The sequence below is a fragment of the Pseudomonadales bacterium genome (assembly GCA_041395945.1).
In the GTDB taxonomy this organism is placed as follows: domain Bacteria; phylum Pseudomonadota; class Gammaproteobacteria; order Pseudomonadales; family Azotimanducaceae; genus SZUA-309.
This window is the reverse complement of record JAWKZN010000001.1, coordinates 3,438,865-3,454,604: the sequence shown is the minus strand read 5'-3', so window position 1 is coordinate 3,454,604 and position 15,740 is coordinate 3,438,865. Positions and strand designations below refer to the sequence as shown.

Sequence of the window (15,740 nt, the reverse complement as noted above, 5' to 3'; positions counted from 1 at the left end):
TTGTGGGGGGTGGATGAGGGGGTGGGGCAAGGGGAGGTTTGGAGATACCCGTAGATTAGGATTTAGAAATCGAGGAATTGTCGTTGCTGCTTCCGTGTTGGTGTAGCAGTGATGTACTTCACTAGGTGAGCACAAATTGAGTTGTCCTTTCTGTAGCTTCGATCGAGGCCGAGTTTTCTACGAAGATGAATCGGTACTGTGCGTGTGGGATCTGTACCCGGTTTCAACTGGCCACGCGCTCGTAGTCACCCGGCGGCATATTTCGAGCTGGTTCGATGCGATCCCTGAAGAGCATGCGGCGCTCCAGAAGGGAATTGAGGTAGCTAGAGATTCAATCATTAAGCATCACATGCCGGTTGATGGTTTCAACATCGGTGTGAATATCGGCGAGGCGGCGGGGCAAACCATCGATCACCTGCATGTGCACGTGATACCTCGTCGCACAGGTGACGTTGGGGACCCTAGGGGTGGTATTCGCCACGTCTTCCCAAGTCGAGCGAACTACCTTACAGCAGCAAGCGTTCGAGACGCGGAAGCCGAGTATGTGGCTGAGAGATCCGTATCTGGAACAGGCAAGCTGCCATTTCTGAACGCACTCCAACACGACCTCGAACGCGCCATCCGCTTCGACCTTGCGGTCGCATTCATAACTGAAGCCGGCTTGGCAGAGTTAAAACCCTATCTAGAGGATTTGCTATTCCGCGAGGGGAGAATACGGCTACTCACGGGTGACTATTTGGATGTCACGGAACCTCGTGCACTCTATCAGATACTCGACTGGACAGAGGAGTACCCTGGCCGCATCAATGCTCGTGTGTTCGTCACGAAACCATTGGGGTTTCATCCCAAAGCATACGTTGTTTACGACAGCTACCGCTCTACCGCCTATGTAGGAAGCTCCAATCTAACGAAGCATGCATTGCTGAGCGGAATCGAGTGGAACCAGCGCATCAGCGCGGATCCTGCAGACAGAGTCATTCTTCAGATTGAATCGGAGTTCGAAGCACTATTTGCGCATCAAAACACGATCGAGCTCAATGCCGATTGGGTAGCCGAGTACGGTAAGCGTCGGCCGTCGCGCCCGATGATAGAGGCTGGATTGGATCTCGATGAAGAACCGATTGCGCCGCCGGTCGAGCCCCACGGGACCCAGAAAGAAGCGCTAGAAGCTCTGGATTCCACCCGGCGCGCCGGTAATAACGCTGGCCTTGTAGTGCTCGCTACGGGGCTGGGAAAGACTTGGTTGTCCGCCTTCGATAGCGCGTCGTACGAACGTGTACTATTCGTTGCTCATCGCGAGGAAATCCTTGAGCAGGCGCTCAACACCTTTCGCCGAATCAGGCCCACAGCAGCGCTTGGTGTTTACGCTGGTGGCCGTCGCGATCGCCAGGCTGATGTCTTGTTTGCGTCTGTGCAGACGCTTGGGCGAAGGGAGCATTTACAGCAGTTCGGCGCGAACTCCTTCGACTACATCGTTATTGACGAATTCCACCATGCGGCCGCGGCAACTTACCGCAGGCTCATCGATCATTTCGAGCCCGACTTCCTGTTAGCCCTGACAGCCACCCCAGAACGATCGGACGGAGGCGATTTGCTCTCACTTTGCGGAGAGAATCTAGTGTTTCGCTGCGACCTGGTAGCGGGTATCAACCGAAGCTTGCTGTCTCCGTTTCGATATGTGGGTGTACCCGATGATATCGATTTTGCGAACATCCCCTGGAGAAGCGGTCGATTTGATCCAGAAGCATTGGAGCACGCTGTCGCAACGGAGAAGCGAGCTCAAAACGCCTATGATCAGTGGCGAAAACACGCGAATCAGAAGACGCTTGCCTTCTGTGTTTCTAGGGGACATGCGGACTTTATGGCGACCTTTTTCGCGGAAAGAGGCGCACGATGCGTTGCGGTACATTCTGGCGAGACTTCAGCTCCGCGAACGCAATCTCTGAAGAAACTCGAGTCGGGAGATCTAGAGATCGTCTTCGCGGTGGACATGTTTAATGAAGGCGTTGATGTTCCGACCATCGACACCGTCCTCATGCTTCGGCCTACAGAATCCAAGATCCTTTGGTTGCAGCAGTTCGGACGAGGGCTGCGAAAAGCTGAAGGCAAGGATCACCTGAAGGTGATCGATTATGTTGGTAATCATCGGTCCTTCCTTCAGGTCCCGATGATCTTGTTTTCAAATACGCGTACACCAGGCGAGATACGTCTGGCATTGCAGCGCCTTGAGGCGGGCACTCTGGAACTGCCGCTGGGGTGCTCGGTGGAGTACGAACTGCAGGCGATCGAAATTTTAAAGACGCTGGCTCAGCCAACAGCAACCGCGGATCAAATCAATTACTGGTATGAGAGTTTCCGGGAAATTCACGGACGACGACCCTCTGCCGCTGAGGCCTATCATGAAGGATACGACCCCAAACGGCTCAGAACTACATTTGGATCTTGGTTAGGTTTTGTCAACGCCCAAGGAGACCTGGATCAGGAACAGCGCCAGGCATTCGAAGAGAGTCGGGACTTTTACGAACATCTAGAAACCACGCCGATGACCAAGAGCTTCAAGATGGTCACGTTGCTCGCAATGATCGCGGCGGAGAAGTATCCAGACGCTATTCCGATCGATGTGCTGGTGCGCGCCGTAACTCAACTCGCCTCAAGGGTTTCTACGCTGAAGGAGGAGTTTGGCGAATCACTCACAAATGCAATCCAAATGCGGCGATTGCTCGAGAACAACCCAATCAATGCTTGGGTCGAAGGGCGAGGAACAGGGGGTCAGTCGTACTTCAAGTTCGAGAACGGAGAGTTTCAGTCTCTAATTGGGTCGGACGACGATCTGGCGATGGCACATCAGGAAATGACTCGAGAGCTCTGCGATTGGCGGATGGCGCAGTACTTAGACCGTTCTTCAGGGAGTTCGCGTGCGCTCAGTATTCTCTGCAAGGTTAGTCACTCAGGGGGCAGGCCAATCATTTTCCTCCCTGATCGAGCGGAGACCCCAGGCATTCCGGAAGGTTGGACTCCTGTCGATGTGGACGACGATAGGTTGGAGGCCAATTTCGTCAAGATTGCCGTCAACGTGATGCGAGCGCCAGGTACCGAAGGCAATGTCCTTCCAGAGATTCTACGACGCTACTTTGGGGAGGATGCTGGGCAGCCGGGAACGAATCATTTCGTCCGCTTCAGTCTCAGTGACGGCACGTATCGCCTGATTTTAGAGCGTCGCGATGAGAGTGTTGCGGAGGTCGGGCGGGAGTACATGCGGGCAGAGATTCCGGCGCTCTGGGAATTGGGTTTCTCCCGCTCAAGGTGGAACCAGGGGTTTGTGCGTGTTGATGGGCATCTATTTCTACTCGTCTCGTTGAACAAAAAGGCAATGAGCGAGAAGTTCAAATACGAAGATAAATTTCTCTCAACTGATACCTTTCAATGGGTGAGTCAGAATCGCACGAAGCAGGGCTCTCCTGCTGGGAAGGCTATTCAAAATCATGGAAGCGACGGCACAAAAGTTCATCTCTTTGTCCGACGGGAAACAAAGACCCCGCGGGGGACTGCTGCACCTTTCATCTACTGTGGTGATCTGCAGTTCATCGACTGGGAGGGAAATCAGCCGATCACCGTCCGCTGGCGTCTGAATAACCCCCTGTCACAGTCAATGCTTCGGAGATTCCAGGAATAGAATCCAGGTACGCCATCACAACCGGAATATCCGCCTCCGCCCAGTCCAGCCTCATCAGCTCCTCTCGGCCTGCCCAGAGGATCTCCTCGTGTTCGAGCGGTTTGGGATCGCCATCGGTCGTTCGGCATAGCAGGGGTATCAGACGGATCGCGAAATCCGCGTACTGATGTTCGTGTGGTGCAAGTTCAGCGAGAACGGCCAATCCGCATCCGAGTTCCTCACGGATCTCGCGCGCGATTGCGGCCTGCGGATCTTCCCCGGGTTCGATCTTCCCTCCTGGAAGTTCCCATTTGCCCCCCATTGACTTGTCCGAAGGCCGCTTCGCAACGAGGATCTTTCCGTCCCTTTCGATAATCGCGCAGACAACATTAATCATGCCGTCATCATACGGAAACACAGGCCGGGGAGCGCCAGGCTTCGGGATTCGTTAAGAGATGCTCAGCGGGCGTGCAGAACCCGCCCGGCCACCGACTGGCCAGGCGGGTCAGCCGATTCAGCCATGCACCGCAGCAAAGATCTCCGCAAAAGTAGGCGCCCGGTCTTTGCTCAGGTTGGCGTGCAGACGCCGCTCCATGTCGCTCGCGGCGATCAGCCCGCGGATGCTGTGGGTCTCGCCTTCCACCACCAGGCAGTGGCTCTCGCCGCTGTCCTGCAGGGTGTCGACAAGGTCCTTCACGCTCGCGCGGCTCAGATCGTCGTACCACAGGGCCCGGTGCTCGTGGCGATGTTTCATCACATCCATCACCAGCAGGTCCTCACGGGTCATGCCGTTCGCCACCCGGCGCAGCAGATTCACCTCCGAGAGCTCGCGCAGGGTGACGGTGCCGATAAACTCACCAGTCCGGTCCACCACCAGGCGTAGCCTCGGGCGGCTCTGCCGCAGATCGAGTGCTGCATCTGTCGCGCGCATCATGCCGTCGAAGGCCACCGGCTCATGTTTTCGAAAGTCGGTGAACACACTCAGCGCAGGCGAATGCAGATTCACGTCAGAATATTCTGTGGGTGAGACGAGATGGTCGATCGTCTCCACGGTATGTAGTGCAAGTACTGTCATTTCTGTCTCCTCCGGCACCCACCGGTGTGCCGGTGGTGCCGTGAATTCCTCAAGGGCAGCTCGCGCCGCCCGCCGTCGTTCGGAAATTCGGACGTTCAGAGTCCGGGTGGTGCCCGGGCGAAATGGATTCTGCGCGATTGTGCAGGCGATGCATTGGCCTCGCCCGGCGCCTGGGGTGCGCGATAGCCGGTGTCGACGGAGTGGTCAGCCTTGGAGGGGAGAGGGATTTCCGGGTCGATCGCCGAGGCCAGCGCGTCGCTGTGGACGTCTGCACGATCACCAGCAAAGTGTGGGTCTGCGGAGGTGGTAGCGCGGGACTCCAGCGCCAGCAGCATGCCCGTGATGAAGAACACCACCGCGAGAGTCTGTATCAGCAGCCTGGGCATGGCCTGCATTCCTTCGGATGACCGGTTGCTGCCGGCTCATCACGTTTGACTCCAGCTGGCCGGCAAGGTCTGCCTCCCCTGGAGCTACTGGAGATTACCACTGCGCTGTGCGCGTTACAGCCCCTCTCGCTGCCACTCAAGGTTCTGTCGGTTGATTTTCCCGCCTGACGCACTCAAAAACTGACATCAGGCCGCCTATGCCGGGAGTAGTGGATTCAATGACACGTTGTGCAGCTGTAGTGCTGCTGCTGGCCTGTTGCGGGTCGGGAATGGCCGCCGAGCTGGCTTATGAGCCGCCGCGCATGGATAACGGCAGGCCGGATTTCAACGGTGTCTGGCAGGTCCTCAACAGAGCCAACGACAATCTGGAGGATCATGGCGCGCAGGCGGCGCGGGTGTTGCGCAAGGGGCCTGTCGTGCCCGTACCTGCAAAAGAAGTCGTCGCGCTCGGTGCGGCAGGGGCGGTACCGGCGGGATTGGGTGTGGTGCTTGGTGGCCCGATTCCCTACACGCCCGAGGCACTGGCGCAACGGGACCGCAATCGAGCCGGCTGGCTGGAGTCGGATCCTGAGATCAGGTGCTACCTGCCCGGTGTCCCCCGGGCAAATTACATGGATTTCGGCTTTCAGATCTTTCAGAACAGCAACGCTCTGGTGTTTTCCTATGAATACGCAGGTGCTGTGCGCAACATCCACCTGGCGGATCCCGGCCCTGCGCCCATCGACAGCTGGATGGGCCAGTCCTGGCTGCACTGGGACGGGGACACCATGGTGATCGAGACAACGGGCTTCAACGGACTGACCTGGCTGGATCGATCGGGGAATTTTCACAGCCCGGCTCTCAAAGTCACCGAACGCTTCACCCGCACCAGTGCGCACACCCTGGATTACCAGGCCACGCTCGAAGACCCGGCCGTGTTCACCCGGCCCTGGACCATCAGGATGCCGATTTACAGACGCGTGCCGCCGGATGATCGGCTGATGCAGTTCAACTGTGTCGAGTTCGTGGAAGAACTCATGTACGGCCATCTGCGCAAACACCCGCTGGAGTAAAAGATGTTGCGTAATCCCATCCTGCTTGCCGCTGTGCTCTCCGCGTGTCTGACATCGAGCACGGCGTCTGCCCATCATGCGTTCTCCGCGGAGTTCGACGCCGAGGTGCCTGTGAGCGTGCGCGGTCGTATCACCCGGGTGGACTGGATAAATCCGCATGCCTGGATCTATCTGGCTGTCGAGCAGAGCGACGGCACCACCATCGACTGGATGTTCGAAGGGGGTACCCCCAATACGCTGGTGCGGGCCGGTCTGGACAGACACTCCCTGCCCGTGGGCACCGAAATACTGGTTCGCGGTTATCAGAGCAGGGATCGCAACTGTGTACCGGCGTGCAAAGCCAACGGCCGGGATCTGGCATTCACGGATGGCCGCAAGGTGTTCATGGGTTCCTCAGGCACGGGTGCGCCGCAGGATGGTGCCGATCCGAATGAACGCTGACCGGCCCCGCCACCTGCGCTGGCTGACGATGCCAGCGCTGCTCCTGCTGGCTGCATCGGCCGCTGCGGATATCTGGCAGACGCCGCGCATGCCCTGGGGCGATCCGGATCTGCAGGGTACCTGGACCAATGCCACCGTAACCGGTCTCGAGCGTCTGAAAGGCATCGATGATCTGGTGATCAGTGAGGAAGCGGCACGGGCTCTGGAGGCGCGTGATGCACAGAACTCGTCGGCGATCGACAACCTTCCCGCAGGCGAGCTTCCCAGTGGAGAAATTGTCGGCGGCTACAACACCGCCTGGCTGGAACGCGGCACCAGGGTTCTGCGCATCGATGGTGAACCGAGAACGTCCATCATCGTCGACCCGGCGAATGGCCGGGTTCCCTATTCGCTTAACGGGTGGGTGCGATTCTGGTGGAACATGGTGCAGACCCAGAAGCGTAATAATCCGGAAGAGCAGCTGACCGGCGACCGCTGTCTGGTGGGATACGGCTCCACGGGCGGACCGCCCATGCTGCCGGTCCTCTATAACAACAACTACCAGTTCGTGCAGACGCCGGAGCAGGTGATGATCCTGGTGGAAATGAATCACTCGGTACGAACGATACGGCTCGACGCGCAGCGACTGCCCCCGCAGATTCGGCCCTGGCTGGGTGATTCCATCGGTCACTGGGAAGGGGACACGCTGGTTGTGGAGACCACCCAGTTTCACCCGCAGCAGAGTCTGCGTGGCGCGATCAAACATCAGCTGTATGTCGGGCAGGACAGCAGGGTCACCGAATACTTCACACGGATTTCCGCGGACGGGATCCACTATGCGTTCGTCGTCGAGGATGACGGGATCTACCGCCAGCCCTGGCGCGGGGAACTCATGTTTTCACCGAGCAACGGCGAGATTTACGAATACGCCTGCCATGAAGGCAATTACGGCATGGTCAACATGCTGGCCGGTGAACGGGCTCGGGGAGTGAACGGCGTTCGCTGGCTCTGGGATCTGGCCACCCACATGCCCGAAGAGGTGAATCATCCGCAGCTGAGCGGCTCACGGTTCGACAAATAGAGGGCGATTGAGTGAATCGACCGGTCCATCAGATTCTCCTTCTGGCGATCACGCTCGTCTGCTCCAGCGCTCATGCGGAATCATTGCTGGGCCCAGGCGACCACTTTCCTGAATTCGAGGCCAGCGACCAGCATGGTGAGACCTACCGCTTTGGTACGGATACAAGGACAGTGCTGATCGCTTTCGACATGTCTTCCAGCAAAGCCGCCAACGGGATTCTCGCCGACAGAGGCGCGGCATATCTGGATGACCACAGGGCCGTCTTCATCTCGAACATCTACGGAATGCCGGGCATCGGCAGAGTTTTCGCGATCCCGAAAATGCGGAAGTATCCGCATCGCATCGTCCTCGCCGACGACATGGCGCTGCTGCAACCTTTCCCGCAGCGAGCGGGCCATATCACCGTGATGCGGCTGACTGACGGTGGGGTGATCGAATCTGTCCGGTTCTGGGATCCGGCTGCGGATATGCTCGAAAAATATCTTGAATAATTCGCTTCGGACCGGACGGCTGACCCGTTTACCCGAGCAGATTTGACTCGCCGGTCTCACCCGCCGAAGATCACGCATCCCCAGCAGAGCGTGTAACCAGAATGCAGATTGCAGTCGTGACCGGCACCAGTACCGGCATCGGATTCACCACCAGCCTCCACCTTGCCCGCAACGGTTACCGGGTGTTTGCCGGCATGCGCAATCTCGGCAAGGCCCAAGCATTGCAGGCCGCGGCTGCAGCGGAATCGCTGCCGGTGAGCGTGGTGCAGCTCGACATCTGCGATGCCCAGTCGGTTACCGACGCTTTCGCGAAGGTAGCCGAAACGGGGCCCGTTGATCTGCTCGTCAACAATGCCGGTATCGGCGGCGCTTCACCGCTGGAGCTGACACCGGAAGACGAACACAAGCAGATGTTCGAGACCAACTACTTCGGCGCGGTGCGCTGCATCCAGGCGGTACTGCCCTCCATGCGTGAGCGCAAAACGGGATGCATCGTGAACATCACCTCGGCGGTGGGCCTGCTGGCCACGCCGAACCAGATTCCCTATTCCGCTTCCAAGTGGGCGCTGGAGTGTCTGGGTGAAGCACTGGCGCACGAGGTGTACCGCTTCGGAGTGAGAGTGGTGAATGTCGAACCCGGTGTGATCATGACCAGTATCTTCGAGAATTCCGCCGAGCAGACCCGTTACGACAAGACCTCGCCCTATCAGCCCATCATGCGTCGTAACGGCAAGGTGTTCGCCGCCGGTTTCAAACGTGCGGTACCGCCGGAGAAGGTGGCTGAAGCCATTCTGCAGGCGGCCACCACCGACGACTACCGGCTGCGCTGGCCGGTGGGGCCGGATGCGGAAGGCATGCTGGCGGCCCGGCAGCGGCTTGCTGCCGAGGACTGGGTGCAAATGGGCGATGATCTCAGCGATCAGGAATACAACGCCCGCTTCAAGGCCCACTTCGGTATCGATATCTAGGGAGATTCCGAGGTGCTGATACTTGATCAGAGGCTCCCTGGACCTCTCGGCGCTCCTGTTTCCCCTTGCGCGCCAGGTGCCAGCGAACCTTACGGTTACCGTGTGCCGCCGCGTTATGTGCCCGCCACTGTGCAGGGTCTGCGGGCGCCGGGTGGTGTGATCGCGCCCGGTCCGAACCCGCGGCAGCCTTCGCGGTCAAACCAGGCCGGCCTACTTTCTCACTGTATTGCAGCGAGTCTGTCGCGAATCGGTCGTTCCGTTGCGTGGTTGCTGGCAAGGGCATAGGATTATTGGGATCCGGGGAAGGAGAACTGCCATGCCATTTTTGCAAGTCATGTCGAATCGCGCCAGTGAAGCCTTCAGCTTCGATAGAATTCAGGAGCTGAAAGTGAGAGTTCAGCCCAACACCGATCTGGGAAATCTGCTGGGCCGATTGGGTATTGTGCAGACGGCCCAGGAGCGCGCCGCGCTTCGCGCCTTTCCGAAGTCCATTAAGGATTCGCTGCTGGCTGTGATCCGACGTGCGCTCGAGCCACCCGCAGGAGAGAGGTTGCAGATCACGGTTTCCTGGGCGCCCGCCTACGAGTACGGCGTGCACATCTGGGAAGCCAGAAGTGTCTGTGGCAGCCCGTCGGCGATCACGATCCATCTTGAAGGACCCTATCCGGAAGCTGCAGCCGAAGAGTGATCTGACTCGATCGAGGTTGCGGGGTGATGCCGGATCGCAAATTTTTCATGACCAGAGACGGTGTCCGGATCGCTTACGCAGAGCATGGATCCGGACCACCGCTGGTTTACGTGCGAGGCTGGTTGAGTCACCTGGATCTTTTGTGGGAGCGTGAAGGATACAGAACTTTCATCGAGACCCTATCCACCCGCTTTCGAGTAGTCCGGTTTGATATGCGGGGTAACGGCGTATCGGACCGGGATGTATCGAATCTGTCGATCAAGGTGCTGGTGGCCGAACTCGAAGACCTCCTCAATCATCTCGGGCTGGACAGAGTTATCCTGTGGGGGTCGTCATTCGGCGGCCCGATCGCAATGAGATTCGCATCGCTGTATCCGGAAAAGGTGGAGCGCCTGATTCTCGATGGCACCTATGCCCGCGGCAGTGCGATCACCCAGCCGGTGAGACGCTTTCTGCTGGTCAACGCCTTGCGGTTCTTTCCTGAGATGGGCTTTCTGCTGCTGAGCAATGCCACGCATCCCGATCCCAGGCGCTCGGCTCAGCGCACTCTGGAGATCGGTACACAGATGGTCAATCCGAAGGTGGGCGCCAGACTGTATCGGCTGGCATTCCGGGTTGATGTGAGCAAATTCCTGAGTGCGATTCAGGCACCCACTCTGGTGCTCCATGCGATGCGCAGCCGTTCCGTGCCGGCCCGACTGGGGCAGGATGTTGCTGCGCAGATTGCCGGTGCCAGTTTCGTCGGGCTCGATTCCGATCAGCAGAATCTGTGGGAAGGCGATCTGAAAAGGCTCTTCATGGCTGTGAGTCCCTTTCTTGGTGTTCCTCTGACCATCAACCCGGCCGAGGTTTCGCTGTCCCACATCCGCGAGCCGCAGCCCGTCCCCGAAGAGCCGTTTCTCTTCCTGTGTTATTCGCATCTGGATGCTTCAGAGCTCGGTGATATCGTCAGAAAGCTCCAGCAGCAGGGCTTCCCGTCGTGGATTGATTCAAGTATTTCCCCCGGGGCGGTCTGGCGTGAGCAGATTGCCCGGGCGGTGGAAGCCTGCGATGTGTTTCTGCTGTTTGCTTCAAAGCACTCGCTGGCGTCACCGTACTGTATACAGGAAGTGAATTTTGCCGTTGATGAGAATAGATCCATCCTGGTCGTCTATCTGGAAGACGTAGAGCTTCCCCGGTCCCTGCGGATGTCCCTGAGCAGCCGGCAGGCCATACATATGCGCGATTACTCCCGCGCGATCTTCGAGGAAAAACTCATTCAGGGCGTGCGCGGACTGATGAGCCGATCCCGGCCGTCTCAGTAGCGGCCTGCTGCCGGGGACTGGGTGCGCATGGGTGATGATCTCAGCGATCAGGAATACAACGCCCGCTGCAACACGCTGAGGCGTTGATACTTGATCAGAGGCTCCCTGGACTGCTCGGCGCTCAGCCAAATCCCCCGGTCCGCTCCAGCGCTCGCTGGAACGCGGGCCGCTCTTCGAGCCGCCCGACGTAGCGGCCGAGTTCGCTGTCCACCTGCACGATACCCAGCAGGCGCGCCGCCAGCAGTGTGAAACCGAGCATGATGTCTGCCGCGCTGAAATGCTCACCGAGGATCCAGGCACGGTCTGCGAGCTGCCGTTCCAGTAACTCGAAGGCGGTGCGGGCACGCTGCCGCGCATCTTCGATCAGCGCCGGGTGCTGGTCAGCGTCGTCGCGATATACGGCCAGCCAGATCACGATACCCAGCGGTGGGAAGGCCGTGCCATCGGCGAAATGTACCCACTGCAGCCACTCACCTTTTTCACGGGAGCCCGGCGCCGGGAGCAGTGTGGTGTCCCCATGCTTTTCCAGCAGGTATTCGACGATGGCACCGGACTCGAAGAGGATGAAGCCGTCGTCGTCGATGGTGGGAAACTTTCCTGTGGGTGTCTGCTGGATGAAGAACCGGGACCGGGTGGGCACGAAGTCGGACAGAATCACTTCGTACTCTGTGCCCAGCTCTTCGAGCAGCCAGGCCACCCGCAGGCTGCGGGTGCGCGGCGCGGCGTAAAGTTTCAGCATAACGTACTCCTGCGCTCATCGATTTGCGTCAGCTTAACCGCTCACCAGCACGTGGCCGATTACTCCCGGGGTAATTCCACAGCCGCCTGTATCGACACCAGCGGCAATCGCCACAGGAGATCACTTTGCTGCCTGCGCAGACGCCTGCGAGGCCCGGGCGGCTGCGTGCAGGCGGTACCGCCATCCATGCGCACCCCGACTCTTGCGCGATGCCCCGGATGGCACATACTACGGCGCCGTTTAGCGTGCGGAAACGCTCCGATGTTGGATCGCTGGCTGGCCAATCTCAGGCGTCGCAAGGTGCTTCGTGTGGCAGGTGCTTATGTGGTCGCCGGCTGGGGTGTGGTGCAGGCGGTAGAAGCCGCGGCGTCCCTTCTTTCCCTGCCGGTCTGGACCGTGGGTTTCGTCGCTGTGCTGCTGGTCGCCGGTCTGCCCGTGGCCATGATCATTGCCTGGGTAGTGCAGGCCGAACCGGCAGCAGCGACTGGAGACACGGACACTGCATCCCCGCCCGCGGCACCCGGCTGGCTGGATCTGGCGCTGCTCGCCGCAGTGATCCTGGTGGTTGCGGTGACCGTCGTACAGGTCATCAGCTGGCAGGGAGATGCGACACAAACGACGACCGCCGGTCCGACACCCGACGCCGTCAGCGCCGATCAGCGATCGGTGGCTGTGCTGCCCTTTGCCATTTTCTCCGACGACCGGGAAGACGGTTATTTTGCCGACGGACTCACCGACCAGCTGATCAACGGCCTGGCGCAGCTTGAAGGTCTGAAGGTGCCGGGTCGGACTTCGTCTTTCTACTTCAAGGACCGGGACCAGGATCTGCGGGAGATCGGCAGACAGCTCGGTGTGGCCCACCTGCTGGAAGGCAGCGTGCGGCGCGCGGGTGAACGCGTACGGGTGACGGTGCAGCTCGTGTCTGCGCAGGACGGGTTTCATCTGTAGTCGCGTACTTACGATCGCGAGCTCACCGATGTGCTGGCCATTCAGAACGACATAGCCGCGCACGTGGCGGCAGTGCTGAAGACGACTCTGCTCGCTGACAGCCACGATCACTCGGCACAGGGTGCTTCCAGCACCCACTCACGCTTTCTGGTGGCGACCGGTCTGCTGCGGGAACGCAGCAGAGAATCGCTCACCCAGGCGCGTGCGCTGTTCAGCGAAGTCCTCGAGCAGTCTCCGGATGATGTGGAGGCGCTGGCCGGTTATGCGCGAGCCACCATTCTGCTCGCCGGCGCCTTCCTGACCCTGGATTTCGAACCCGCCGCCGCTGCCTCGATCGAAGCTGTCGAGCGCGCTGTGAAGCTGGCGCCGGACAGTGTCGCGGCGAATCTGACCGCCGGACAGGTCTACGATCTGCTGGCGCTGCGCACCGACGAAGTGCAGTACTCGACACTGGCCGAGCGCTTTCTCGCCAGAGCGCTCGATCTGGCACCCGGCGATCCGGAAGTGCTGCGCAGCTTCGGTGCACTGCTGGTGCGGCTCGGTCGCTGGGAGAGCGCGGTGAGGATCACCGAGCTGGCGGTCGCGAGTGATCCCCTCGATCGTGGGGTGCGACTGCAGCACGCCGAAGCGCTGCGCGGCAACGGCCGCCTGGGTGAAGCCCGGGATGTGCTGGAGCGGGTGCTGGCGCTGAGTCCGGACCATGCACCGGCGCATCTGGAGCTGGGCGAGCTGCTGGTGGAATCCGGCGCGCTGGATCTGGCTCTGCCGCATCTGCAGCAGGCCCACGCATCCGGTGTCTCACCCCGGGGCAGCTTCGCGCTGGCGCACCTGTATCTCAATTTCGGGGCACCTGGTCTGGTGCTGAAAACGCTCGATGAGATGCACGATGTGCCCTACTCCCGGGCAGTCGCGGAAATGGTGCGCAAGGTGATGGCCGGAGACGACGAGGCGGCACTGCGCCATGCCGAGGCGGAACTCGAACAGAGTGGCGACCGGATCTGGCGACCGATGCTGGTGCTCGCGGCCCTCAACAGCGGCGCACTGGACAAGGCCCGCGAGCATCTGCGCCGTCTCGAGCCGACGCTGCTGGGCCCGGCTCCGGAGCTGACCCGCATCGAGCCGGGGAATGTGCTGCTGGCGGCCAATCTGCTGATGCTCGAGGAACACCCGGAGCAGGCCAGGCTGCTGCTCGAGCGGCTGCTGGAGGTCAATGCGCCGAATCCCGAAGGCTACGATCCCATCTTCCGCAAGCTCATCAGGGCACAGGCACTGGCGCGACTGGAACGTAAGGAGGAAGCGGTGGCTGAGCTGGAGGATGCCTACCGCCAGGTCTACCGGACGCTCTACGATTTCGACAACTTTGTGCGCCTGGACCGCTACCCGTCGTTCCTGCCGCTGCGCGATGATCGCCGCTTCCTGCAACTGCTTGCGAAGATCGAAGCCGACGTGCGGGCCCAGGCGCAGCGGGCCGGAGCAGTCTGAGTGAGATGCAACAGACCCGCTCAGGGTACAGCGACAGACCTTCTCAAACCGGGAAAATACCGCAGCAGGGCTGCCGCCCGCGCACACACATAGATTACGAACGCCAGCCACAGGCCATGGTTCCCGGCGAAGCTGACCAGCGGCCCGCTGACGGCGATGAAAACCGCCACAGACTGCAGGGACGCATTGCGCATGTCGCGTGTGCGGGTTGCGCCGATGAAGATGCCGTCGAGCTGAAATGCCGGGAAGGAGCAGAGCACGTACAGCGCCGCCAGCGGCAGTGCGGCGCCTGCCGCCTGCCGGACCGGTTCGATGTCGGTGAGTGCGTGCAGTGCCGGTGTCTGCAGCAGCAGCAACGCCAGCGTCAGAAGGATGGCAGTACCGGCGGCCAGTTCGGTCGAGCGCCGCACCGCCAGGTCGAAGTGCGCACGATTACGGGCACCGATCGCCTCGCCCACGACGGCTTCAGCGACGAACGCGTAACCGTCGAGGAAGAAAGCCGAAAACGACACCAGCTGCAGCAGAATGTGGTTGGCGGCGAGCACCACGTCGCCGAACTGACTGCTCTGGCGCAGAAACCAGCTGAAACCAGACACCAGCAGCAGGGTGCGGATCATGATGTCCGAGTTGACTGCCAGCATGCGCTTGAGCTTTGCAGCATCGCGCAGCCAGGCCCCTGCGAAGAGGGGCTCCGGATCCCGATGACGATCCTTCAGGATGCGGATCACAATCGCCGCCGCCACGAACAGGCTCGCCCATTCGGCGATCGCGGTGCCGAGGGCGATACCCTGCGACCCCCAGCCCAGCACGCCCGCAAACCAGACATCCAGCACGATGTTGGTGCCGTTGAGCACCAGCTGCACCAGCAGCAGAGCCCGGCTGCGTCCGAGTCCGATGAGCAGACCCATGAGCGCAAATGTGCCCAGCGTGGCGGGTGCAGCCCAGATACGGATCACAAAGTAATCGGCGGCCAGCCGCTCCACCTCGGTGCTGCCGTCAAGAAACCACAGGGCGCCGCGGAGGATGGGCCACTGCAGCAGGATCAGGCTGACCCCGAGCACGGCAGCCAGCGCCAGTGCGCGCGCCAGAGTCGCGCGCACTTCCGCCTCATTGCGGGCGCCCACAGCCTGGGCGACGAAGCCCGTCGTGCCCATGCGCAGAAAGCCGAAGCCCCAGTAGACAAAACTCATGATCAGCGCACCGAAGGCGATGGCGCCAAGATCGGCGATACCGCCGAAGTTGCCGATCACCGCGGTGTCGACAAGACCGAGCACGGGCACCGAGGCATTGGCGAGGATGATCGGCCAGGCGCGCTGGAAGATGGCGGGGCGGGTGAGGGGTTCGGGAACGTTCACCTGGACATCGGTACTGCGTTTCCGGGCATGTCCGACCTGCTCACTCGCAGGTTGATGCTGCTGGCCAACGACGAAGCCCGGCACTGCGATCTCTTCCGC

15 protein-coding genes are annotated in these 15,740 nt (G+C 60.4%); 10 read left to right on the top strand and 5 right to left on the bottom strand.

Going from position 1 to position 15,740, the window contains the following annotated elements; genetic code table 11:
- Positions 1–136 precede the first annotated feature (136 nt).
- A complete protein-coding gene (locus R3E82_15885) occupies positions 137–3,673 on the top strand; it encodes a DUF3427 domain-containing protein (protein ID MEZ5552365.1) in 3,537 nt (1,178 codons plus the stop codon).
- Here the strand turns inward: R3E82_15885 and R3E82_15880 are convergent.
- The 3 genes from R3E82_15880 to R3E82_15870 all read right to left on the bottom strand — a co-directional run bounded on the left by R3E82_15880 (position 3,609) and on the right by R3E82_15870 (position 5,113).
- Entirely contained in the window at positions 3,609–4,049 is a 441-nt protein-coding gene (locus R3E82_15880; protein ID MEZ5552364.1) for a (deoxy)nucleoside triphosphate pyrophosphohydrolase, read from the bottom strand. The genes R3E82_15885 and R3E82_15880 overlap by 65 nt on opposite strands.
- A gap of 117 nt (positions 4,050–4,166) precedes the next feature.
- A complete protein-coding gene (locus R3E82_15875) occupies positions 4,167–4,727 on the bottom strand; it encodes a hypothetical protein (protein ID MEZ5552363.1) in 561 nt (186 codons plus the stop codon).
- Between the two features lie 95 nt (positions 4,728–4,822).
- Positions 4,823–5,113 carry a hypothetical protein gene (locus R3E82_15870; protein MEZ5552362.1) on the bottom strand — a complete coding sequence of 97 codons (291 nt, stop codon included), beginning with the start codon at positions 5,111–5,113 and terminating at the stop codon, positions 4,823–4,825.
- A 218-nt stretch (positions 5,114–5,331) separates the two neighbouring features.
- Here R3E82_15870 and R3E82_15865 point away from each other — a divergent pair, with 218 nt between their 5' ends.
- From R3E82_15865 to R3E82_15835, 7 genes are all read left to right on the top strand, one after another.
- Positions 5,332–6,165 (top strand): hypothetical protein, encoded by an 834-nt coding sequence (locus R3E82_15865; GenBank protein MEZ5552361.1) that lies wholly within the window; start codon positions 5,332–5,334, stop codon positions 6,163–6,165.
- Between the two features lie 3 nt (positions 6,166–6,168).
- Entirely contained in the window at positions 6,169–6,606 is a 438-nt protein-coding gene (locus R3E82_15860; GenBank protein MEZ5552360.1) for a DUF6152 family protein, read from the top strand.
- Positions 6,596–7,666: a hypothetical protein gene (locus R3E82_15855; GenBank protein ID MEZ5552359.1), complete on the top strand. Its 1,071-nt coding sequence runs from the start codon at positions 6,596–6,598 to the stop codon at positions 7,664–7,666. The genes R3E82_15860 and R3E82_15855 overlap by 11 nt, the downstream gene beginning before the upstream one ends.
- Positions 7,667–7,677: 11 nt before the next feature.
- Entirely contained in the window at positions 7,678–8,157 is a 480-nt protein-coding gene (locus R3E82_15850; GenBank protein MEZ5552358.1) for a hypothetical protein, read from the top strand.
- Between the two features lie 101 nt (positions 8,158–8,258).
- The gene (locus tag R3E82_15845) at positions 8,259–9,125 is read left to right on the top strand and encodes an SDR family oxidoreductase (GenBank protein MEZ5552357.1); all 867 of its coding nucleotides are present in this window, start codon (positions 8,259–8,261) and stop codon (positions 9,123–9,125) included.
- Positions 9,126–9,441: 316 nt separating this feature from the next.
- Positions 9,442–9,813 (top strand): hypothetical protein, encoded by a 372-nt coding sequence (locus R3E82_15840; GenBank protein MEZ5552356.1) that lies wholly within the window; start codon positions 9,442–9,444, stop codon positions 9,811–9,813.
- A 26-nt stretch (positions 9,814–9,839) separates the two neighbouring features.
- Entirely contained in the window at positions 9,840–11,117 is a 1,278-nt protein-coding gene (locus tag R3E82_15835) for an alpha/beta fold hydrolase (GenBank protein ID MEZ5552355.1), read from the top strand.
- Positions 11,118–11,238: 121 nt separating this feature from the next.
- Here R3E82_15835 and R3E82_15830 read toward each other — a convergent pair whose 3' ends face one another.
- Positions 11,239–11,856, bottom strand: coding sequence for a glutathione S-transferase family protein (locus tag R3E82_15830; protein ID MEZ5552354.1), 618 nt, complete (start codon positions 11,854–11,856; stop codon positions 11,239–11,241).
- Positions 11,857–12,117: 261 nt separating this feature from the next.
- Here R3E82_15830 and R3E82_15825 point away from each other — a divergent pair, with 261 nt between their 5' ends.
- Together R3E82_15825 and R3E82_15820 are read left to right on the top strand one after the other, a co-directional pair.
- Complete coding sequence (locus R3E82_15825) at positions 12,118–12,804, top strand: hypothetical protein (protein ID MEZ5552353.1); 687 nt, start codon at positions 12,118–12,120, stop codon at positions 12,802–12,804.
- A gap of 30 nt (positions 12,805–12,834) precedes the next feature.
- Positions 12,835–14,286, top strand: a complete 1,452-nt coding sequence (locus tag R3E82_15820) for a tetratricopeptide repeat protein (GenBank protein ID MEZ5552352.1) — start codon at positions 12,835–12,837, stop codon at positions 14,284–14,286.
- Between the two features lie 20 nt (positions 14,287–14,306).
- On the opposite strand, the gene R3E82_15815 is transcribed toward R3E82_15820, so the two are convergent.
- Positions 14,307–15,725: an MATE family efflux transporter gene (locus R3E82_15815; GenBank protein MEZ5552351.1), complete on the bottom strand. Its 1,419-nt coding sequence runs from the start codon at positions 15,723–15,725 to the stop codon at positions 14,307–14,309.
- Positions 15,726–15,740 lie beyond the last annotated feature (15 nt).